Consider the following 18,568-nt stretch of genomic DNA (forward strand, 5'->3'; position numbering starts at 1 on the left):
CATTTTTCTTTCCTATCACCTACACTATTCTTCTCCCAACCATTCACTTCAACACCAGCATACCTCAAATATCGATACAGGGTTGTTTTACTGCCAATATTCAGCATCTTGCAAATCTCGGCAGTGGAAAGGTTTGTGGTGTTATAAAGAGTGGCAGCTGTGGCCGCTAATTTCTTTGCATCTTCTGTCAGACCTTTAGGTCGGCCTCCAACTCTGCCCCTGGCTTTTGCAGAAGCAAGTCCAGCCTTTGTCCGTTCCCTAATGATCTCTCTTTCGTTTTCGGCAAAGATGGAACTTAACATATACCAGATCCTCCCCATCGAGGTGGATGTGTCTATACCTTCAACAATACTTTTAAATTCAATACCCTTTTCCCGGAACTCCACCATTAGCTTTATCAATTCCAGAGTAGTTCTTCCAAGCCGGTCAATTCTCCAAACAGTAACAGTGTCACCTTTGCGCAAACCTTCAATCATTTTTAGATATTGAGGTCGCTCTTTTTCCGCTCCGCTAATCTTCTCTTTAAAGATCTGTTCGCATCCTGCATTCTTTAAAGCTTCCACTTGAAGATCTAAATTCTGCTCGTTCTTCGATACCCTTACATAACCTATTTGCATTGTACACTTTAACGTTTCTTTTGCAATATAATGGAATTTGTTTTTGTATACGATATTAATGAACTAGTAATAGAATTAAAAGGTAAGGAAAAGGACTGCAGTCATAGAGTCCATTTTATCGTTCGTTTTTCTGAACTACTAGATTTAGTATATTACAACCAGGAACTTCTGCTATTATCGTAAGTGGGCTAATAATATTGTGGTAGTAGGTTAAGAAGTTTTATATTTAAGTGTGCTGTAAACAACTGCTTCATCGCTCATTGTTTCCGAGCTTCATAGATGTTGGGCAATAAAAAGAAGATCGTCTGGGCTTTATACAGAAACCTTGCCGGGATAGCAGAGGTGCTTAAATTCTTATATTCGTTATCATAATTATCTTGCTATGACAAATATTACCTATTACTCTTATATAATTTTACTATCACTCACCTTACTCTTTTCAACGAGCTGTAAAAAGGACAAAGATCAGAAGCGTCTTAGCATAACTCTATACGATAAGCCTCTTTCTATTATCAAAAGTTATATTCAAGGAAATTGGCAATTACATTATGGAAAGGGAGGTATTTGCAGTATTTGCATCCAGAATTATGAGAATAGCTATTTCAAATTCCCTCACGGTGATTCAATTAGAATTACGACAAACAATGTAACCTATACGAATACCGCTATTGAATGGATAAATGATTCCGGAATATATACCAACAAAGTTCCCACATTCACAATGAATTTTAAGGATTTACGAGGCTATCCTAACATTTATATTGTCAAAGAAATTGCTAATGACACATTAATATTGAAAAGTTATGGGGCAGACCCCGTTTCCTTCTATTTCACGAAAGCTAGATAGTGAGCCTGTAATTCTTTAAGGATCAAAAATCCATTTTAACGGTCGTTTTTTGTACACAACCTCCTCGATTTGTGGATTTATGAGTTGAAATAACACAGAGGTGCGTCGTTGTGAACACCTCATCTGAACTGACCTACTTTATCTAAAGCAGAAAAAACAAGGAAATTTTGATCAGGATCGACTTATAGGCTATCCATTTTCTTAATCCCTTATCTTACAACGTATCGTATCAGTTGCATCTTCAGAGGATATGGAAATAATTAAATATTCTGCTGTTCGTGATATTTCAACGTCTTTATCGTCTAAATCTTTATAATCATTTTCTTTCAACCAAGCGATAACCTCCTGGTCGGATCTGGTGTGCATATCATTTGGGGGAGGAACGGGTTCGAATTCATCTATAATAACTCCGGGAGAAATTCCTACATAGGTTTCTATATCATCTTGAAGACCTGAATTAATATTAGAATACTCTTTCGTTTCTACCTTGCTCGGAGGTGGAGGGGGAGCTTGTTCTTCTTCCTCAGATACTGAAATGACTCTTGTAGTTATGATATTGGGTTTTGGTTCTATTTCGTTCTCCTTTTTAATTTTGCCCATAACCTTTTATTTAGCTAACACAATGTAATTAAAATTTATTCTTTTTAATTCACGTTTTCAGGCATTTATATGCAGGCGAGAACCGCCAAGATTTATGATTAGTAATTTTAAGATGTTAGTTTGAATAATTTTTTCCGTAATTGGTGTTTGAAGCTGCCCTTCATAAAAGTCCATTTTATCGGTGGTTTTATAATTAATGTTTGTACCGGTTTTACAACAGCGTAAACTCGCGTTTATCAATTTAAGAAACGGCACACTCCGCTGCAAACTACATCAGTAATTATTAATTTAACTCGATTTGGGTTAATGTTATATGTTGGATAGTAACTTCAGATGGATTCATGGTAGGCTGACACAGAGATCTAACTTTTCCAGAAAATTTCACTTTTAATGTTGTTTCTCCTGAGCTGCTTTTTAAGTTCTTCATTTCCGAAGTCAAAAGAGATTCATTGCAAATGATATAGGAAAAGCTCATTCCATAGGCAAACTCACCCACCCAATATCTATTATTATAAAAGTTGTCGGCTGGTTCCAGTTGCTTCTTGTAAGACAATTTTCCACTTACTTGACCAATTTCTGCGATAGCTTCACTATCGCATCCACAAGCTGCATCCTCCTTCTTTTTACAACCTAAATTAGTGAAAGTAATTAGTAAAAGGAGAAGACAAAAAGAGACAGACCGACTCACAAAATTTTTGTTAGAGATTATGCAAGTAGCAACGTGATAATAAAGGTAATTAGTAATTTTCCTCATATATTGTGGTTTAATTTTCAGATACTTCGTAAACAATCACCTGTTTGGGGGCTATAATATTGGTAGTACAAATCATAAAGTAATCACTAGTTTCAAGCTCCCTAATCTTGAATTTAATAGCCGTTCCAACCGCCTTATAACTGCTTGGAAGAGTAAGTGTGGCTACGGAGTCCAATTTTTCATTATCAAGCACATCAATTATGTATGGTCGCCCAGTCGGTCCAGTACAGCTTACTATTTCAGCCCTTACTGTTCCAAAGTAAGTTTTCGAATCAGCCTCTTTTTTACAAGCAGTTGTTGAAATAGCAAGCAAAGCTATTGACAGTGAAAAGGTTAAATGATTTTTCATTTATGATAATAAGTAAAAGTTAAAATATCCGTTATGGCCTAATAGATGCAGGATTTGCAGAACAAGGATAATTACTGTTTAAGTATTTGATTTAAAATTCAGGTTAATAAATTGCGATAATAGACAATTTGAAATTCCATTTTAACCATCGTTAAATGTCCGCTTCTCCAAAGCTCTTTTGCCTGGTTCGTTTTTATTAAAAGGGTAATAGGTTGAAAAAACAATAGACTTCCTCTCTAACAGCTTTATAAGGCCGCAGGCCCTCTGCCTGTTAATTGCCAAGCATCCTTATAGAAGTGCGAAAAATCGTTGTACCCGAAATCATCGGTGTTGAAATTCGAACCGTGATGTTTGTAGTTCCTTAATGCCGCCTTGAAGCGAAGGGATTTCTGGAAGAACTTGGGTGAAACACCAAGTGCATCTAAACAATACCTTCGCATGGAGGAATAAGTGAGGTTAAGTTTAAAGCATAAATGCTCTATGTTTAGCTGTTTGACATAATTCGTGTCCGAAAAAGATTGCAATAGCAATTCAGCGTAAAGTTGTTGATAGGAAAGCCGTTTCGGATCAGCAGCACGTTCTAAATAATCTTCAATAATACTTACGCGCGACTGGAAATCCGTTTGCTCCTGAAATCTGCACCCGCTAAAGTTTTGAAGTGCAGATTCCACATCTACCTGGTTGTTCAACAATTCGTTACCGGGAAAATCAAATAGCGTAAATTTGGCCAATGGTTTAAGTTTTACATAAAAAACTGCGCTTGACCCAGGAAAGTTGCCGGTAAAAGGTGTGCTTGAATTTCCAAGCAGTGCAATGCGAGGAATTGAAATCCATTGCCCTGTTTTCTCATTTCTACTTCTGGAATTTCCTTCCAGTTGAAATGCTAATAGCGAGTTAGCAGAAGGAAGTCCAAAGATATTTGCCTCATCCTCTGATCGAACCTCGAAATAATACTCTACAACACGTTGAAGGGAGCGCCGGGGATAAGCGAATTTGATGTAAGAACTTGGATCATTCTCAAATATAACACGATTCATATCAGCTCTTCTTCTAGTTTATTAAGTAGTTCAAGGCCGAAGCCCGAAATACAATATCGCTCTTTTTTGTCATTCAGAAGCTTTTGCGTCCAGTCTACCAAACCGCCATCAGCGATCTCTAACTCCCTCCCGAATTTTTTTATCACAACTTTGAACTGGACACCAAGATAATAGTTGTTGGGCTTTGAGTCAGAATCAATGATTAGTTGAGTGCTCTGAAGCTGCGATGTAAGATAATTAGTCAGCTTGGGTATAAAACTATCATTATAGGAGCCCCGCGGTTGTAGCTTTACGTAAAGTTCATCCACCTTGAATACCTCAATTAACAATTCAGTCAGCGTGGAAAGGTGATCTTTGATTGCAGCGAATTCAAAGTTAAAGTTTCCCTTATCCCTTCCTGAGGTTACCAGGCATCCAATGGTAAAATGAGGGTCAAAGCCTTTTATATTTGTGAACTGAGCTCGCATATGACGTTGAACTGTGCTGTGCTTTATTATGCTATCTGGTTGCCCTTGTGCCCTTAACTTTCTTTTCTGGTCTGCAATATCCAGGGCCATTGCGTTGGTAGCATCAGATAAAATTTCGCCATTACGCGTTGCTGATACCACCTTGTTTTGATCTACGGTTGCCAGGACAGAGCACGTGCCGAGCGGAACCAAAGGAGAGAGTTGTTTCGGTACAAAACCTTTCTCAAGAAGAAATTCTAAGGTTGTTGCCGAAGTGTGAAGTAATTTGATGAAGTTGGTTTCAGCGGGTTTTGCAAACCTGTTGCTCTGGTAGCTTTTTAGGAGTTCCCCCGGCGAGATCTGATTTGCACGCATTGCAAAAACCTTCATCAATAATGAATTTAGCTCCGACCCTGACAGCTTATTAACCATAATATCAATCAGGTCGATGCCTAGTTTACCCTGGATGTTAGTGGCTATTTTTTCATTCATCATCCTTCAATTTTGCAAAAAGATAGTCATTTACAAATTCCTTATTCTTTATAACCGCTTTCCTTCGTTTGCCCTCCATTTGGAAACCGTTCTTTACCAGCACTTGTTTCGAGGCGATGTTTGGCTCAAATACGGCCGCAAACAGTCTTATTATATTTAGGTCTCTAAATGCATATTCACTACCCAGCCTTACCGCTTCGGTCATAATGCCTCTACCTTGAAATCTCTTTCCTAACCAAAATCCGATCTCAGCCGAATGTCTATAAATGTCCTCCTGAAAAGTGAAACTAATTATACCAGCAAAGTTTTCCCCCGAGAAAATGGCCAGACAGCATAGCGCTTTATTATTTCGCTGAAGCTCAATAAATGATTGAGCATGCTCCGGCGTATAGGGATAAGGGAAAATGTCTCTTAGATATTTTCCGATCTGACTGTCGTTTGCTTCTCTTGAAAGAGCGTCAGCCATTGCTTCGGTTAATGTTCGAAGTGATACTCCTTGATAGCCAATTATACTTGTGTTCATTATGCAATGGTAATGAAAGAACATAATCGTTATGGTGTAAAAATCTTGCAAAATATATTCTCAACCTTCCCAACGCTGTCCTGTAATGCTAAGGATTGCCAGGCGAAGCTCACTACACCTCCAACAGCTTTTATATTCCTGCAATTATTGTTTATTTTACAACATGTACGAAGTGTTTCAAAGCTACTTAAACAGTAAAATAAAATTATCAGAAGACCAGTCTAAATATATTCAGTCTTTATCTACTATTAAAAAGCTGCGAAAAAGACAATACCTGCTGCAGGAGGGTGATATCTGGAAATACAATGCTTTTGTTTGCAGTGGCTGCCTTAGGACCTACTCCCTGGACGATAAAGGATATGAACATATCATTGGATTTGCAATTGAGAACTGGTGGCTGGGAGACCGTGAAAGCTTATTATCCGGCGAACCCTCTCGCTTTAACATTGATGCTATTGAGGATAGTCAGATTCTGTTGATCACCAAAGAGAATTTTGACAAGATATGCCAGGAGATTCCTCCATTCAATAATATGGTAAATTCCATCCTGCAACACAGTTTTATAGCTTCTCAAAATCGCATACATGCAGCTATAAGTTATTCTGCTGAAGAAAAGTACCTGAATTTTGTAAACAAATATCCGGCATTAGCCAACAGAGTGCCTCAAAGTATGATCGCCTCTTACCTGGGGATAACTCCCGAAACACTGAGCCGCGTACGAAATCAGTCGGTTAAAAAAGTTAAATAGCTTTGACTTATTTCGAATTATTTCTTAGCCCCAACGGAAAACATTTGGAGCTCTAAAGGTACTGAATGACGATACGAATCTTATTTCTACATAGACCGCCCTGGCAACATCAGTCAGGGCTTTTTTATTCCCCTACCTATTCATCCCTTGACATTTATCAATTGCTTTCTTACGAAATGTCAAATGTCAGCCTGGCCCAAAAAACAACCTTTGTAATGTTCAATCACAACAAATAATAACACGAAAAAATATGAAAAAGGTAATTTTTATCACAGGTACAAGCACAGGATTCGGCAAATTAACAGCAATCACTTTAGCAAAGGCAGGCCATCAGGTTGTAGCGGGAATGAGAGGCGTAAATGGAAAAAATGCGGAAGCAGCTCAAGAGCTTTCCAGTGTGCCAAACATTGAAGTTGTTGAAATAGATGTTACCAGTGACACTTCTGTTAAACAGGCAGTAGACACTGTACTTGAAAACTATCAGAGAATTGATGTATTGGTAAATAATGCAGCCGTGGCAGGTTACGGGCTTTTAGAGGCTTACTCTCTTGACCAGATCAGAAACATGTTTGAAGTTAATTTCTACGGCGTTCTGAGAACTTACCAGGCGGTCCTTCCGGCCATGAGAAAAGAAAGGAACGGACTTATCATCAACATCACCTCTGGTGCCAGCGGCCATACACTTCCATTCATGGTTCCTTACCTGGCATCCAAGTTCGCGGTCGAAAGCATTACGGAAGGCATTCAGGAGGAGCTTCGTGACTATGGGATAGAAAATGTTAGTATCCAGCCAGGGGTATACCCAACGGAGATGAACACAGGAGTTAAAACTGGGGTTCATGCCGACAAAGCTGATATCGTTGCCGAATATGGAGAAGCAGCTCAGCAAAAGTTCAATGCCCTCGGAACTGCTTTCTACACTAAGATGTCTGCATATAATATGAATCCTCAAACCATTGCTGATGGCATTCTGGAGCTTGTTAATTACGAGAAGGGAAGCCGCCCACTTCGTTTTCCTTTAGATGCTATCGCCGAAGGAACTGACGCTGAATTTATAAAAATGCGTGCTGACATCAAAGAGAAATGGTTGGCAAAGTACCAAGGCTAAAGAAATCGTATTTGTACAATTAATCAAATTTTATCAATGGATGCAGCAATCAGAATTACCCGATCGCTGCGTCTTCTAAAAATCATACACAATGAAAACGACCATAAATAATCTAACCAATAAATTATTAGTAGCCGGCGCAGTTGGACTGGGAGCTGCACAATCTTCAGCCCAGGCACAGGAAACATTCTTCAAAGGAGTAGATCATGTAGGGATCAATGTACCCAATCTTAAGCAGGCGGAGACTTTCTTTTCAGAGATCTTTGGATTTAAAGCAGTAACCCAACTTGGCCCCATTCCACTTAATGCAGCATGGAAAGATCTGACCGGTATAGACAAAAGTACAGCGTCTGTAACGATTAAAATGTTCCATGCAGGAACGGGAGCAAGTATTGAAGTATTTGAATATCACCCTACAATAAAAAAGGCTAAACAGCCAGGCGCTGATGCTATATCTGCCTCCCATATTGCCTTTTACACCGACGATATAAATGCGTCTGTGCAATATCTGCGTTCGAAGAATGTGAAGGTTTTAACTGATCCATTCTTTACCACCGAAGGACCCACTGCCGGAGAAAGCTGGGTGTATTTTGAAACGCCCTGGGGCTCAAGAATGGAGCTGGTATCTTATCCTAATGGGAAGGCTTATGAGAAAGAAAATCCAGCTATCAGGTTGTGGTCGCCTGCCAGAGAAACAAAAGGAGGAACAAGCACTCTGCAAGTTGAAGCCCTTACTGAACAACAGGCCAGACAGCTCGTTCAAGCACATCTAAAATTATGGAATGAAAAAGATAGTGATAAAAGAAGTTCATATATTAAAGAGGTTTATTCTGATGAGCTAGAAATGGTAGACCGCCATTTTATACTTCGGGGATTAAATGATGTGAATGATTTTATTGAGAAGCTACATCAGCTCCACCCCGACTATCAATTCAGAGAAGCAAAAACTTTCAGCAGCCACAACAACATCATTCGCGTCTACTGGCGCTTCGGAAATGACAGTCAACCCAATATTATTGAGGGAATGGATCTGTTCGTAATAGAAAATGGATTAGTGAAGAAGCTTTACGTTTTTGTTGACAAGGAAGAAAAATAGCTTTAAAATTTGTGTTCTCGGATATATATAAAAGGTGTCTAAAATAGTTGACAAAGTGCTTGCATCACATTTTTTGAACCTACTCTGTAGCCTCTAAAATTGCTACTATCTATTCAGGTTCAGAATTTTATGAGTTTCTGGACCTACTCTTTCTATTATGAAAACTGCAGCCACTCGAAAGATATAATCAACTATTATCATTTCCGCCATTCTTACTGTTTATTAGTCCTGGCTTCGTTTAAAAGGTCTCATTTATCAATTCTGATTTCCCGGTGTGCATCTTTGCTGGTTCAACCCTTACATCAAAAAGAGCTTATTAATCATCTCATTAATCCTTTCAGCTTTAGTATCCTCATTTTTAGCCGAGTAAATCCATTTCAAATATTCCTTCTTAGAACTGGCAGAGAGCTTCTCAAACTTTTGATACGATTGTTCTTCTAGTTTTAAGCATTCAAGTAATTCTGAGGGAACTTCAACCGGCGATGTGTTCTCGAAAAGTATCACCTTAATGACGTCTCCAGCTTCTTTTCCAAGCTTTTTACGAAGCTGCGCGTTTACGGGCAGAAAAAGTTTACCGCCTTTCATTGGCGCTAAGTTGCAATCCTTTATTTCGATATGATCAACGCGACCTTTTACTCTTACCCAGCCGAAACTGGATTTGATGGTTAGAGAAACATCAAGGATTTCTGCATAGGTCCAACCTCCCTTCCCCGGAAATTTCTGCAGCAGTAGTTCAGAATCGACGATTAACTTTTCCATTACAAATTGTATTTTAAGCGATTGTGCAGCAAATTTAATTGTGAATATACCCAAATATTAAATTCATTAATGCTGAACCCTCAACTTCCGGTTCTTCACCTGAAATGCATTTTAACGGTGTTTTTTTTACACAACCTCCTCCATATATACAATGTTATGATCACAATTAGGAATTAAAATTTAGAAGACTAATAAAATATCCTTCTCGTTTGTTATTCCTCCTCTTTTGAGACAACCTCAAAAACATCATCAGTTGATAATTGCCTAGTATTTAGGTTTCCGTAAGTTTCCGGGATCTTGGATAGTCTTGATCTTTTTAAGCTTGTTACCGTTCCAACGATAATATTCGGTCGTTTTTCGAATCCATTCCGGTTTATCTTCCCCATTTTATCCTTTAATAACATCCAGATTGTCGTTTACTTAATAGGCTCCTTCTTCCTTTTTAACGACGACAAGTTCTTCAATCGGAACATAGTTCCTCTTAAAGGATATTTAGAAGCGCTGATAGGTTGCAGCTAACTTTAACACATTAGAAAATATTCTATATTTGAAATATGGAAACGTCATCAAAGCCTTCACATATTGGAAGAAAAATAGCTCGCCTAAGAGAACTTCGGTCCATTAAACAAGATTCCATGGCGTTTGAGTTGGGGGTAAGTCAACAAACCGTTTCCCGAATAGAGGCAAGTGAAACAATTGAAGATGAATTACTGGAAAAAGTGGCAAAGGTGCTAGGGGTAACAAGTGAGGCAATTAAGCATTTTGATGTTGACAAAGCAATAAACGTTATTTCCAATACATTTCATCAGCACGCCTTTATTAATAGCGTCGGTACCTTCAATATTAATCCCATCGAAAAATGGCTTGAAGCTCTAGAAGAAAATAAAAAACTCTACGAACGTCTTCTACAAAGCGAAAGGGAGAAGATTGAAATCTTAAAAGGGAATCAGAAATAGTTCGTAATTTCGTGTACATTGCATGACGGTGCAGGCTCGATCAAGAACAACTCTTCCTCCTATCGATATGAGCTGTGATTTGGTAGAAGAGTATAGAAAGTTATATGAGCGTTTTCTGCAAAGTGAACGTGAAAAAATTGAGTTTTTGAAAGGGAACGCCAAATAGAAACTTTAATTAAGGGTCAATAGTTTTAACAGAAGCCCGTTCTTCAACAGGGCTGAGCAATCGAATAAAAATATTCCCTAGCGCCAAACCACAAAAAATTCTTCCTTATCTTCCAGAACCTAGTTTACCGTGGTACGTCAGTAACCCTCCTCCCCCCTGCTTCTGGCCTTCTTCTTTATGAGTCTTCATTGAATCCTTATTAAACCCATATTAAGTCCACCTATTCTTAGAAAACGTGGACAAATTAAAGCCTTACGGTAGGTTTAAATTACTTACATACAGAACATGGTAGCCACTTTACTTCAACCTGGGTTTAATCCGACTACTTACAAATATGCTTGGGAAGAGAAGATAAAAGTGACGAGAATCACCCTATTTTTCATTGACAGACAGGCTCTTACTGGTTATTTTTGTAATCAAAAGTAATAATATTTTAACTTTAAAAAAACCACCCTTATGGCTACAATTGATAAAAAAGGAGATATTCACGGTTCGGTCGGCCCCAATGTTTACCGCATGTGGCGAGACATCAAGGTAATTCAATCAAAACCAAAAAGAAAAGCTAAAAGAACACTTAATTCAAAAGAAGCAAGTTTAGAATTCGGCATGTGCAGCAGCACAGCAAGAGTGATCCGCGAAGCTTTCAGTTGGGCTTATAAAGCTTATGATGGTGGAATGATAAACCGGTTTACGAAAGCCGTAAGAAGCGCTGTTTTCGCATCGTCAAAAGAAGTAGGCGAAAGGGATATTCATGATGCCGATTTAAGCTTTTTAAAGGGGTTCCAATTTAACAATAACTCTCCACTAGATAAAGTCCTCAAATTAAGGCCTTCTGCTGAGCTTAATGAAGAAAATAAGATTATTGTAAACCTTCCTCCAATTGCTAAAAAGGATATTAAAGCACCATACGCAGAGGAATATGGCATCCGATTACTTGTTATTGCATTTGATTTTAAAGAGAGAGTGTATAGTCATATTGCTGCTAAAGAAATAAGGATAACCTATAATCAAGCTTTTGAAGGAGGAGCAGTAGTGTTTGACGAGACTTTGCCCAAAGGAAGACTAGTGGCAGTAAGTATGTCTATTTTTGGCTATAAACCGGGTTTTGGAGATGTAATGGAAACAATAAATACTGTACAATGGAGCCCTGGAGAGATTTTGAATTTATGGCAATTGCCAAAGCCAGCAGAAAAGGAAACAAATGCAGTAGTGAAAAACGATCCTCCTCCGTACAAGAATCTTCCAATGACCTACCAGGGTCATTTTAGCCTTGCACAAATGGCTTGGCTGCGCAGGAAAGCTGAAAAAGCGAAAACATCTTCTTCAAAATCTGCAGTGAAGCAAGCTCCGGTACCGCCAGACTTACCTAAAGGGGACGTACGGTTCTAGATAGTACTGTTATTTAGGCAGAGTAAAGAAGTAAAAAGAAGCTAAGCAGCAGGCAAGTAGTGATGTTAGTAGTCTTGGTTCCATGTCTATTAAGTTAGCCTATAACCATGATGGTTTGCGACGGCGAGCGGTCACAAAAGATCGTCGGGGGGCTATTGCAAACTATTTGTTATTGCCAGTGCTTTTTTATAATTCGATTGATATTTTCACTTTGCCTCCTAAGCCCTTTTCCACAATGTCGAAGAGAGTTTTCAAGGTCAAGTTGCTCCCATTATTTTCAATTCTTGAAATGTACTCTCGCTTTCTGTCCACGAGGTCAGCAAGTTCAGATTGAGTTAAATGTTTATCTTCTCGGGCCTTCCGAAGTAATAGTCCAATTTTAAAGCTTTCAAAATCTCTGTCAAATTCATCACGTCGTTTGCTGCCTTTGGCGCCATAAACCGTGTCCTTAATTTCTTTCCAATTTTTAGTTTCCATCTTCTTTCGCTTTAGTGTTAAAGTATTCCGCCATTAAATTAAGGGCCTTTTCAATCTCGCTTTTCGGTGTCTTCTGGGTTTTCTTCTGAAAGCCATTCAGCAAAATCACTAATCTATCATTGTCGAAGAAACAGAATACTCGCCAAATATTTGAACCAAGTTGTATTCTTGCTTCATAGAGGCCGTTGGTTCCAACCAGAAATTTCAAATAGTTCGACGGAACCCTTTCGAGAGTTTCAATAGCTTCCATTATCTTGAAAATTTTATCCTGACTTCTTTCGGTTGGTCGATAAGAAATTTCTCAAAGTAATTTTTAAAGCTATAACTTCTCTTACTTTCATTAAATCGCAAAAGTCACTTATAAGTTACTAGTTTCAAAATATTTGCTTTCCTAATTGTTGATTGGTCGAATTTCCTGATCCACCCACGCATTCCAACATACGTAAGCACCAACCTCTCGGCCGTAGAGCTGGAACAAGCATACGGCAACCTCCGCTCAAAATTCAGGGAGAGGTTCAACCTCATCGCCTGGAGCCCTGAAGCAAAAGACAAAAGGAATTAACATTCACTCCCCCTGGGCTCATGAAAGAATGGAAATGGTCCATTTGCTGGTCTACCTTCCGGAATATGATCACTGGGTAATTGAGGAAGCAGAATTTGATGAAGAGAAAGCTGAGGGGGATGTGGTATTTGAAAACTGCCCTAAGGAAACGACAGCAGAAGTGTTCGCAATTAGCACCTTTTCAAGAGGATAAAAACAACCTACTCCTTTTACGCTGGCTCGGTGCAAATCACTTCAACAACAAATCCCGAATAATGGCTATAAAAGTTATCCGAGTAGCTGAGGGAAAGTTCAGTACCCTCAGTCACCTTTACCTCAACGATATCTTCCAATGCTATTTGCTGAAGGATAAGATCCGTAAAGAAAGGATCGCCGGAAAAATCTGCATTCCCGAAGGAGAATATCTGCTGAAGCTAAATACCACCGGCGGAATGAATCTACGGTACAAAAAGAACTATCACGACATCCATAAAGGGATGATTGAGATTTGCGGCATTCCAAACTTCAGCCTGGTATACTTTCATGTAGGCAATTATATCGATAACACGAATGGCTGTTTACTTGCCGGGCATTATTGGACCATGGTGGATGGCGACTACCTTGTGCTGCAGTCCGGCCTCGCTTATCGTCTAGTATATCCACAACTCCTAGCAGCCCTGGAGAAAAAGAACAACAAACTAATAATAGAAAACAAAATTCAACGATGATGAACACAAAACAGAACCTTAAAAGGAGGATCAAGTCCCCCACTCCAAAGTTTTTCCGCAAAATAAGAAAGGCAGGCTTAATTGCCGGAGCCGTAGGAACAGCCCTATTAACAGCTCCGATAGCTTTGCCGGCAGTTCTGACGACGGTAGCGGGTTATTTGGTTACTGCTGGGGTGGTGGCAAGTGCAGTTTCGACGACTGCGGTGGAGAGGGAGTAGTATGGTGTATTAGCCGATGAGGTTTGGTTGGAGCTTCATCGGTTTTTGAGTTTTAGTTACAACCAAAAATTCTGACCGGGTTTCTTCACATAAGGTAGCATTTGTATCAACTAGTTTGCCTGAACATTCGTTAATCACCTTCCCGACTGAAGCAACCACAGGCTATGTTATAGCCAGTTGTTCTTACTGGTATTTCCCAGAGTTTTCATAAAAAACGCTATCTCTGTTTTCGTTAATCCTTTTTTTATTTATTAGTGATACGCCGTTGATTACTATTGTGTCTTTACTAAAGTCAATTTCTGTATAGGAGCCTCCTAACCTAAATATCTCATTAGGGTCATATCTTACGTTCAATGTTCTGTTACCCGCCCAATTTAAAACAACTATTTCTGGTGGCAAAGTATACCTAATAAGGTCGTTGTCATAGTCATCATCTGCAAGCAGAGATTTATACGACCGGGTACCTCTCACACCTACATCGAGCGTGTAATATACCACAGCAATTTTTCTGTCTGGTGAATACAACTTCCTGTCGACAGTAACATCTTTATTGCCTATATAATGAGGATTCCAGTCGTAACGACAACTTCTGAATATTAAGGTCCCCAAAATTCCTGAGATAAGAAGTATCAAAATTAAAGGACTGTATTTCGACATCAGGTAGTCTTTTTACAATTGGCTATAATGTTTAAGAGTTTATATCGTGCCCGCTTAAAAGCACTTTCGTGTCGAGCAGCACTAATGTAATTAAAAGGCAGAAAACTTTGAGTATCACGTCGCCCGGGCTTAATTCAAACATGATGTTGACCGCTGTAACTTTTTAGTCCCGCGAGTACAGTTTCTTTCCATTTGTCATCGTCCTCGGCGATAATTATAGTGGCAAAGTTATATCTCTCTCCTTCAATTTTTAGTCCAGCGGAGTCGTCTACATGAATGTCAATACCAAACGCAGGTGGAAATTTAGAAGTCCTTTTTCGATCTCCTCTCAATACTCGTTCATGAAGACTTTGGTTTATTATTTTTTTAGCTGAGATTCGATAAGAAAAAAGCATAAGCCTTATTTTACTGGTTGAGCGGAATGAGGTCGTGTAAATAAAAATAGAATGACCTTGTCTTTGCAGCTCCCTAAAAAGGTCAATAGCTCCGTATCTAATCTGTTCAATTCCTAAAAGTCTTTGCAGCCACGTTCTCCTCTCGGTTACAAAAGTCTTTACTCCTGGAATAAGTAAGTCGTCGAGGTCAAACGAAATTGTCATTATGTAGGTGTTGCTAATTGTTTTACTTGTTAAGGTGCCGGAATAACTGCAACACTCGTACAAGATTGATTTAAAGATATTGGAAACACCGGAACTTTCAAAAAGCAACAAAACCTGCATGGCAAGTAGTTTTTGTTACCGGTTGTTGTTTTAATTGAGCCCTTTGCAATATCCATAATAGAAAGGAACGCTAAACTGGGAACTGTCACTTTTGCTTTTAATCACTACCAGGCGTTGGGATGTATTATCCATCAATACTTTTTCTCCAAAGCGCATTGGTTTGTCAGTCTTGTATGTTAAAAACAAAGTGTCTCCGGTCTTTCTGTAACTACCAACGTAATATTTGTCGTAAAAAAAAACACCAGTCCAATGGAGTTCAAAACGGTCTTTTCCCTTTAACTCGAAAGTAGCTTGATTTTGAGTGCCCTCGAAACAAGCTCTAAACGTGGTCTTTCCATAAAGAGAAGTGAGGTCAATTTTAAATAGGTTGTATTGTAGATCAAGAAATACCGCTAGTGCAATAAGGATCGGAAAAAAAAGGTTCAATTTTAGTGCTTTTCTGTTTTTAAACAGTTTAACCAGCCCTTTAATGAAATCGACTAATAAGATTATTAGAAGAATGCAAATGATTAGAAAAAACAGAATATTCCAGAAGCCGCCAATTTCTCTGGACCAGACTGGACTTGTACGAATTAACAATAGCGATAAAAGTCCGGCTGTTATTGAGTAAATAGTTGTTGTGTTCATATTATACAGTTTGTACTTCTCCTATTCCCCAAATTTATCCTTAGTCCTGAATCCTTCAATTTCAATTCCGCTTCCTATGCTTAATATTACCCTTTTGCTTATTTACAAATTGTATTACAGCAATATCATTATTACAATGATATAAGCCCGATTCCTCGCAAGTAATATAGGTTAGCTTTACAAGTTTTTTCAGGTCATATTTATTCAGTGTATTTTCAACTTCGAGGCTGTCTAGAGGAACACCGTTTATTACATAAAGCACTTTCCTTTTTTGTTGGAACCTTACATCAAGTTTTCTGAATGCGCTGTCGACCATCTGTCTTGTTACTTTTTGAGCAAACATTGGGTTTACAGTAACTAGAAAAAGTAAAAAAAGGAGGTACTTCATCACCTTCACTGTAATTAAAAAATTAAGACTTACCTGTAACCTATATTCTGAACCAAATTAGGGTTGAGAGAAAGTCCCGATGTAGGTATAGTCTTCCATTTTCTGGTAGCTCAAGAGGGTTAAGGTGAAAATAAATAAGAGATGAAATAAAAGAGTTCGTTGAAATTTCATTTGCGATAAGGTTTTACGTAGCACTATACTGGAAGCATTATGTTCCTTTCAAAAATAAATATTTGCCATTACTTCTCAAATCTTTTGATCCCAGCAGCTTGTTCTGTTTGTTTTTACCAATACATTTTTTGTGATAAATTAATTGCAATGTTAGGGATATTGGGAAAAGAGTCTTTCAAGGGTTGAAAATTGCGAAATAATTCTCAGGGCTTAAATTATGTTGCCGGGCTCCCTCGATACCTGTTCAAGAGATGCCGAAACAACCTTATTACCCCATCAACAACTCCAGCATAATGGAAATTAAAGTAATTCGAGTAGCTGAGGGAAAGTTCAGTATCCTCCGTTACTTTTACCTCAACGATATCTTCAAATGCTATTTTCTGGAAAATAAGATCCGTAAAGAGAAAATTGGCGGAAAAACCAGCATTCCCGAAGGTGAATATCAGTTGAAGCTTAATACCATCGACGGCATGGATCTGCGGTACAAAAAGAACTATCCCGATATCCCTAATCGGATGATTAAGATCTGCGGCATCCGCAACTTCAGCCTGGTATAGTTTCACGTAGGCAATTATATCGATAACACGAATGGCTGTTTACTTGCAGGGCATTATTGGACTATGGTTGATGGCGACTATATCGTGCTGCAATCCGGCTTGGCCTATCGCCTGGTATATCCTCAGCTCCTCGTCGCCTTGGAGAAAAAGAACAACAGACCTAATTATAGAAAACAAAATTCAACGATGATGAACACAAACTGAACCTTAAATGGAGGATCAAGTCCCCCACCCCCAAATTTTTCCGCAAAATAAGAAAGGCAGATCTGATTGCCGGAGCCGCAGGAACAGCCCTATTAACAGTACCAGTAGCTTTGCCAGCAGTTCTGACCACGGTAGCGCGTTATTTGGTAACTGCTGGAGTGGTAGCATATGCGGTTTCGACGACTGCAGTGGAGAGGGAATAGAGTGAGGGTTGTTTTAGCCAATGAGACTTGGTTGGAGCTCCATCGGTTTTTGAGTTTTAGTTACAACCAGATTTCAGCATGACAGTAGAAAACACCCAGTCGGAATGTCTAAGTCCTGCGGCGTCCATCATTGGAAACCATTCCCCCCCTATCTGTCCTTAATTGAAGGCCCAGTCACTTTGAAATGCTCGACTTTCATGTTTTCACACTTTCGTTTAACGGTTAAGGCTTTTGCGAAGATGGCGGATAGAAGGCACCTAATTGTCACCCGGCACAAAACTTACCTAAATGTAGAAAATTTCGAGAACTACGTCACCCGCCATTTTTGCAAAGGTGATATTACCTGCTGCTTTTTTTCGGTCATTTTGCATTTAATATTTTGTCAGCTATTACCAAACAGGATTCAATAGTGCCACGCATTCCCATATTTTCAGTTTCAAGTTTATGAAGTCGATTAGCAATTTCTTGCCTGCTTGCGTTTGACTTTAGAAGTCCAAAAATTTCAGGCACGTAGCTTTGATATTCATCTCTACGCGCCATGTCGTTAATTCCAATTGGGTCCCAGTCGAACCAAAGTATGTCGTCGATTTTTTTATAAAGTAAAAGGTCCTTTGCTGCGATTAAGTTGCCTTTAAACTTATTGTTACGGCTAAATAGCAAAAGGGCTGACTTCACTTCTTCTTCAAGTCTGTCGTCTGCAAAATATTCTGTCGCTTTAAGGGCCAAACTTGAAATGAAGTGCCCGCTATCGCTGTCAAATGGCGCTGGTTGCCCTGATGCATTGTAAGTCACTTTAGCAACAAGCTCCGCAAGTCTTAGATATTTGGGTAGATAGTTTTCATTTTCAAGTCCGAATGTTCTGATTTTAGAAAATTGTTTGTGGGCTTCCTTCCAGCAGTCTTTATCGTCAATCATCGGAAAAAGTTCGAGGATTGAAGTTGGAATGTCTTTTATGTAATTGTCAAACCGAGATAAAACAAGTCCCGCCCAACCTGGCCGGATGTCGTTGGGTAAATTCTCGAAAATATCCTGTCCGAGCTTAATGTTAATTTTTATGTCGTGGTGGTCCGTTCTCATGAAGTGGCAGGTAACGTGTGAGGCTTGTTGCTGTTGCGGCATTAATTGCACGACAAGTTCAAGCCAGCACTAATGTAATAGAAAGCAGCGAAATAACATAAACCGAAACCAGCA

26 protein-coding genes are annotated in these 18,568 nt (G+C 39.0%); 10 read left to right on the forward strand and 16 right to left on the reverse strand.

All coding sequences use genetic code 11. The features are described 5' to 3' along the window. The coding region (locus J4N24_RS00005; protein WP_207531588.1) for a recombinase family protein at positions 1 to 617 on the reverse strand (617 nt) is incomplete at its 3' end. A 382-nt stretch (positions 618 to 999) separates the two neighbouring features. On the opposite strand from J4N24_RS00005, the gene J4N24_RS00010 reads away from it, so the two are divergent. Next, positions 1,000 to 1,464 (forward strand): hypothetical protein, encoded by a 465-nt coding sequence (locus J4N24_RS00010; protein WP_207531589.1) that lies wholly within the window; start codon positions 1,000 to 1,002, stop codon positions 1,462 to 1,464. 201 nt (positions 1,465 to 1,665) lie between these two features. Here J4N24_RS00010 and J4N24_RS00015 read toward each other — a convergent pair whose 3' ends face one another. From J4N24_RS00015 to J4N24_RS00040, 6 genes are all read right to left on the reverse strand, one after another. Next, the gene (locus tag J4N24_RS00015) at positions 1,666 to 2,064 is read right to left on the reverse strand and encodes a hypothetical protein (RefSeq protein ID WP_207531590.1); all 399 of its coding nucleotides are present in this window, start codon (positions 2,062 to 2,064) and stop codon (positions 1,666 to 1,668) included. 283 nt (positions 2,065 to 2,347) lie between these two features. Then, the gene (locus tag J4N24_RS00020) at positions 2,348 to 2,818 is read right to left on the reverse strand and encodes a hypothetical protein (RefSeq protein WP_207531591.1); all 471 of its coding nucleotides are present in this window, start codon (positions 2,816 to 2,818) and stop codon (positions 2,348 to 2,350) included. A gap of 10 nt (positions 2,819 to 2,828) precedes the next feature. Beyond that, a complete protein-coding gene (locus J4N24_RS00025) occupies positions 2,829 to 3,167 on the reverse strand; it encodes a hypothetical protein (protein WP_207531592.1) in 339 nt (112 codons plus the stop codon). A gap of 245 nt (positions 3,168 to 3,412) precedes the next feature. Continuing rightward, entirely contained in the window at positions 3,413 to 4,204 is a 792-nt protein-coding gene (locus J4N24_RS00030; RefSeq protein WP_207531593.1) for a DUF6597 domain-containing transcriptional factor, read from the reverse strand. Beyond that, positions 4,201 to 5,145, reverse strand: coding sequence for a hypothetical protein (locus J4N24_RS00035; RefSeq protein ID WP_207531594.1), 945 nt, complete (start codon positions 5,143 to 5,145; stop codon positions 4,201 to 4,203). Before J4N24_RS00035 ends, J4N24_RS00030 begins: the two co-directional genes overlap by 4 nt. Continuing rightward, a complete protein-coding gene (locus J4N24_RS00040; RefSeq protein WP_207531595.1) occupies positions 5,135 to 5,665 on the reverse strand; it encodes a GNAT family N-acetyltransferase in 531 nt (176 codons plus the stop codon). The genes J4N24_RS00035 and J4N24_RS00040 overlap by 11 nt, the downstream gene beginning before the upstream one ends. A gap of 163 nt (positions 5,666 to 5,828) precedes the next feature. On the opposite strand from J4N24_RS00040, the gene J4N24_RS00045 reads away from it, so the two are divergent. The 3 genes from J4N24_RS00045 to J4N24_RS00055 all read left to right on the forward strand — a co-directional run bounded on the left by J4N24_RS00045 (position 5,829) and on the right by J4N24_RS00055 (position 8,617). Beyond that, the gene (locus tag J4N24_RS00045) at positions 5,829 to 6,413 is read left to right on the forward strand and encodes a Crp/Fnr family transcriptional regulator (protein ID WP_207531596.1); all 585 of its coding nucleotides are present in this window, start codon (positions 5,829 to 5,831) and stop codon (positions 6,411 to 6,413) included. A 250-nt stretch (positions 6,414 to 6,663) separates the two neighbouring features. Next, the gene (locus J4N24_RS00050) at positions 6,664 to 7,521 is read left to right on the forward strand and encodes an SDR family oxidoreductase (protein ID WP_207531597.1); all 858 of its coding nucleotides are present in this window, start codon (positions 6,664 to 6,666) and stop codon (positions 7,519 to 7,521) included. A gap of 91 nt (positions 7,522 to 7,612) precedes the next feature. After that, on the forward strand, positions 7,613 to 8,617 hold the full coding sequence (locus J4N24_RS00055; protein ID WP_207531598.1) for a VOC family protein: 1,005 nt from the start codon (positions 7,613 to 7,615) through the stop codon (positions 8,615 to 8,617). Between the two features lie 297 nt (positions 8,618 to 8,914). Here the strand turns inward: J4N24_RS00055 and J4N24_RS00060 are convergent, their stop codons facing one another. Further along, positions 8,915 to 9,376 (reverse strand): YdeI/OmpD-associated family protein, encoded by a 462-nt coding sequence (locus J4N24_RS00060; RefSeq protein WP_207531599.1) that lies wholly within the window; start codon positions 9,374 to 9,376, stop codon positions 8,915 to 8,917. A gap of 212 nt (positions 9,377 to 9,588) precedes the next feature. Beyond that, positions 9,589 to 9,762: a hypothetical protein gene (locus J4N24_RS00065; protein ID WP_207531600.1), complete on the reverse strand. Its 174-nt coding sequence runs from the start codon at positions 9,760 to 9,762 to the stop codon at positions 9,589 to 9,591. A 168-nt stretch (positions 9,763 to 9,930) separates the two neighbouring features. Between J4N24_RS00065 and J4N24_RS00070 the strand changes: the two genes are divergently transcribed. Next, complete coding sequence (locus J4N24_RS00070) at positions 9,931 to 10,332, forward strand: helix-turn-helix transcriptional regulator (RefSeq protein ID WP_207531601.1); 402 nt, start codon at positions 9,931 to 9,933, stop codon at positions 10,330 to 10,332. Between the two features lie 622 nt (positions 10,333 to 10,954). Continuing rightward, complete coding sequence (locus J4N24_RS00075; RefSeq protein WP_207531602.1) at positions 10,955 to 11,887, forward strand: hypothetical protein; 933 nt, start codon at positions 10,955 to 10,957, stop codon at positions 11,885 to 11,887. 186 nt (positions 11,888 to 12,073) lie between these two features. On the opposite strand, the gene J4N24_RS00080 is transcribed toward J4N24_RS00075, so the two are convergent. Both J4N24_RS00080 and J4N24_RS00085 read right to left on the reverse strand, forming a co-directional pair. Further along, positions 12,074 to 12,364 (reverse strand): helix-turn-helix domain-containing protein, encoded by a 291-nt coding sequence (locus tag J4N24_RS00080; RefSeq protein ID WP_207531603.1) that lies wholly within the window; start codon positions 12,362 to 12,364, stop codon positions 12,074 to 12,076. Next, complete coding sequence (locus J4N24_RS00085; RefSeq protein WP_242691445.1) at positions 12,354 to 12,614, reverse strand: type II toxin-antitoxin system RelE/ParE family toxin; 261 nt, start codon at positions 12,612 to 12,614, stop codon at positions 12,354 to 12,356. The genes J4N24_RS00080 and J4N24_RS00085 overlap by 11 nt, the downstream gene beginning before the upstream one ends. Positions 12,615 to 12,960: 346 nt before the next feature. On the opposite strand from J4N24_RS00085, the gene J4N24_RS00090 reads away from it, so the two are divergent. The 3 genes from J4N24_RS00090 (at position 12,961) to J4N24_RS00100 (ending at position 13,851) form a co-directional block, all read left to right on the forward strand. Beyond that, entirely contained in the window at positions 12,961 to 13,119 is a 159-nt protein-coding gene (locus tag J4N24_RS00090; RefSeq protein ID WP_207531604.1) for a hypothetical protein, read from the forward strand. A 61-nt stretch (positions 13,120 to 13,180) separates the two neighbouring features. Next, positions 13,181 to 13,633: a DUF5675 family protein gene (locus tag J4N24_RS00095; protein WP_207531605.1), complete on the forward strand. Its 453-nt coding sequence runs from the start codon at positions 13,181 to 13,183 to the stop codon at positions 13,631 to 13,633. Next, a complete protein-coding gene (locus tag J4N24_RS00100; RefSeq protein WP_242691446.1) occupies positions 13,630 to 13,851 on the forward strand; it encodes a hypothetical protein in 222 nt (73 codons plus the stop codon). Before J4N24_RS00095 ends, J4N24_RS00100 begins: the two co-directional genes overlap by 4 nt. Positions 13,852 to 14,034: 183 nt before the next feature. Here J4N24_RS00100 and J4N24_RS00105 read toward each other — a convergent pair whose 3' ends face one another. The 4 genes from J4N24_RS00105 to J4N24_RS00120 all read right to left on the reverse strand — a co-directional run bounded on the left by J4N24_RS00105 (position 14,035) and on the right by J4N24_RS00120 (position 16,242). Continuing rightward, positions 14,035 to 14,508 (reverse strand): hypothetical protein, encoded by a 474-nt coding sequence (locus J4N24_RS00105; protein ID WP_207531606.1) that lies wholly within the window; start codon positions 14,506 to 14,508, stop codon positions 14,035 to 14,037. Positions 14,509 to 14,642: 134 nt separating this feature from the next. Next, complete coding sequence (locus J4N24_RS00110; protein WP_207531607.1) at positions 14,643 to 15,107, reverse strand: hypothetical protein; 465 nt, start codon at positions 15,105 to 15,107, stop codon at positions 14,643 to 14,645. 150 nt (positions 15,108 to 15,257) lie between these two features. After that, positions 15,258 to 15,854, reverse strand: coding sequence for a hypothetical protein (locus tag J4N24_RS00115; RefSeq protein WP_207531608.1), 597 nt, complete (start codon positions 15,852 to 15,854; stop codon positions 15,258 to 15,260). 61 nt (positions 15,855 to 15,915) lie between these two features. Continuing rightward, entirely contained in the window at positions 15,916 to 16,242 is a 327-nt protein-coding gene (locus J4N24_RS00120) for a hypothetical protein (RefSeq protein ID WP_207531609.1), read from the reverse strand. Positions 16,243 to 16,706: 464 nt separating this feature from the next. Between J4N24_RS00120 and J4N24_RS00125 the strand changes: the two genes are divergently transcribed. Further along, positions 16,707 to 16,970, forward strand: coding sequence for a DUF5675 family protein (locus tag J4N24_RS00125; RefSeq protein WP_207531610.1), 264 nt, complete (start codon positions 16,707 to 16,709; stop codon positions 16,968 to 16,970). 767 nt (positions 16,971 to 17,737) lie between these two features. Here J4N24_RS00125 and J4N24_RS00130 read toward each other — a convergent pair. Further along, on the reverse strand, positions 17,738 to 18,454 hold the full coding sequence (locus tag J4N24_RS00130; protein ID WP_207531611.1) for a hypothetical protein: 717 nt from the start codon (positions 18,452 to 18,454) through the stop codon (positions 17,738 to 17,740). Between the last annotated feature and the right edge of the window lie 114 nt (positions 18,455 to 18,568).

The sequence above is a fragment of the Desertivirga arenae genome (assembly GCF_017355785.1).
Classification (GTDB): domain Bacteria; phylum Bacteroidota; class Bacteroidia; order Sphingobacteriales; family Sphingobacteriaceae; genus Desertivirga; species Desertivirga arenae.

What these genes read in the sequence shown, in the direction of transcription:
- J4N24_RS00010 (WP_207531589.1), top strand. Translation starts at nt 1,000, where the DNA reads ATGACAAATATTACCTATTACTCTTATATAATTTTACTATCACTCACC.
- J4N24_RS00015 (WP_207531590.1), bottom strand. Translation starts at nt 2,064, where the DNA reads ATGGGCAAAATTAAAAAGGAGAACGAAATAGAACCAAAACCCAATATC.
- J4N24_RS00020 (WP_207531591.1), bottom strand. Translation starts at nt 2,818, where the DNA reads ATGAGGAAAATTACTAATTACCTTTATTATCACGTTGCTACTTGCATA.
- J4N24_RS00025 (WP_207531592.1), bottom strand. Translation starts at nt 3,167, where the DNA reads ATGAAAAATCATTTAACCTTTTCACTGTCAATAGCTTTGCTTGCTATT.
- J4N24_RS00030 (WP_207531593.1), bottom strand. Translation starts at nt 4,204, where the DNA reads ATGAATCGTGTTATATTTGAGAATGATCCAAGTTCTTACATCAAATTC.
- J4N24_RS00035 (WP_207531594.1), bottom strand. Translation starts at nt 5,145, where the DNA reads ATGATGAATGAAAAAATAGCCACTAACATCCAGGGTAAACTAGGCATC.
- J4N24_RS00040 (WP_207531595.1), bottom strand. Translation starts at nt 5,665, where the DNA reads ATGAACACAAGTATAATTGGCTATCAAGGAGTATCACTTCGAACATTA.
- J4N24_RS00045 (WP_207531596.1), top strand. Translation starts at nt 5,829, where the DNA reads ATGTACGAAGTGTTTCAAAGCTACTTAAACAGTAAAATAAAATTATCA.
- J4N24_RS00050 (WP_207531597.1), top strand. Translation starts at nt 6,664, where the DNA reads ATGAAAAAGGTAATTTTTATCACAGGTACAAGCACAGGATTCGGCAAA.
- J4N24_RS00055 (WP_207531598.1), top strand. Translation starts at nt 7,613, where the DNA reads ATGAAAACGACCATAAATAATCTAACCAATAAATTATTAGTAGCCGGC.
- J4N24_RS00060 (WP_207531599.1), bottom strand. Translation starts at nt 9,376, where the DNA reads ATGGAAAAGTTAATCGTCGATTCTGAACTACTGCTGCAGAAATTTCCG.
- J4N24_RS00065 (WP_207531600.1), bottom strand. Translation starts at nt 9,762, where the DNA reads ATGGGGAAGATAAACCGGAATGGATTCGAAAAACGACCGAATATTATC.
- J4N24_RS00070 (WP_207531601.1), top strand. Translation starts at nt 9,931, where the DNA reads ATGGAAACGTCATCAAAGCCTTCACATATTGGAAGAAAAATAGCTCGC.
- J4N24_RS00075 (WP_207531602.1), top strand. Translation starts at nt 10,955, where the DNA reads ATGGCTACAATTGATAAAAAAGGAGATATTCACGGTTCGGTCGGCCCC.
- J4N24_RS00080 (WP_207531603.1), bottom strand. Translation starts at nt 12,364, where the DNA reads ATGGAAACTAAAAATTGGAAAGAAATTAAGGACACGGTTTATGGCGCC.
- J4N24_RS00085 (WP_242691445.1), bottom strand. Translation starts at nt 12,614, where the DNA reads ATGGAAGCTATTGAAACTCTCGAAAGGGTTCCGTCGAACTATTTGAAA.
- J4N24_RS00090 (WP_207531604.1), top strand. Translation starts at nt 12,961, where the DNA reads ATGGTCCATTTGCTGGTCTACCTTCCGGAATATGATCACTGGGTAATT.
- J4N24_RS00095 (WP_207531605.1), top strand. Translation starts at nt 13,181, where the DNA reads ATGGCTATAAAAGTTATCCGAGTAGCTGAGGGAAAGTTCAGTACCCTC.
- J4N24_RS00100 (WP_242691446.1), top strand. Translation starts at nt 13,630, where the DNA reads ATGATGAACACAAAACAGAACCTTAAAAGGAGGATCAAGTCCCCCACT.
- J4N24_RS00105 (WP_207531606.1), bottom strand. Translation starts at nt 14,508, where the DNA reads ATGTCGAAATACAGTCCTTTAATTTTGATACTTCTTATCTCAGGAATT.
- J4N24_RS00110 (WP_207531607.1), bottom strand. Translation starts at nt 15,107, where the DNA reads ATGACAATTTCGTTTGACCTCGACGACTTACTTATTCCAGGAGTAAAG.
- J4N24_RS00115 (WP_207531608.1), bottom strand. Translation starts at nt 15,854, where the DNA reads ATGAACACAACAACTATTTACTCAATAACAGCCGGACTTTTATCGCTA.
- J4N24_RS00120 (WP_207531609.1), bottom strand. Translation starts at nt 16,242, where the DNA reads ATGAAGTACCTCCTTTTTTTACTTTTTCTAGTTACTGTAAACCCAATG.
- J4N24_RS00125 (WP_207531610.1), top strand. Translation starts at nt 16,707, where the DNA reads ATGGAAATTAAAGTAATTCGAGTAGCTGAGGGAAAGTTCAGTATCCTC.
- J4N24_RS00130 (WP_207531611.1), bottom strand. Translation starts at nt 18,454, where the DNA reads ATGAGAACGGACCACCACGACATAAAAATTAACATTAAGCTCGGACAG.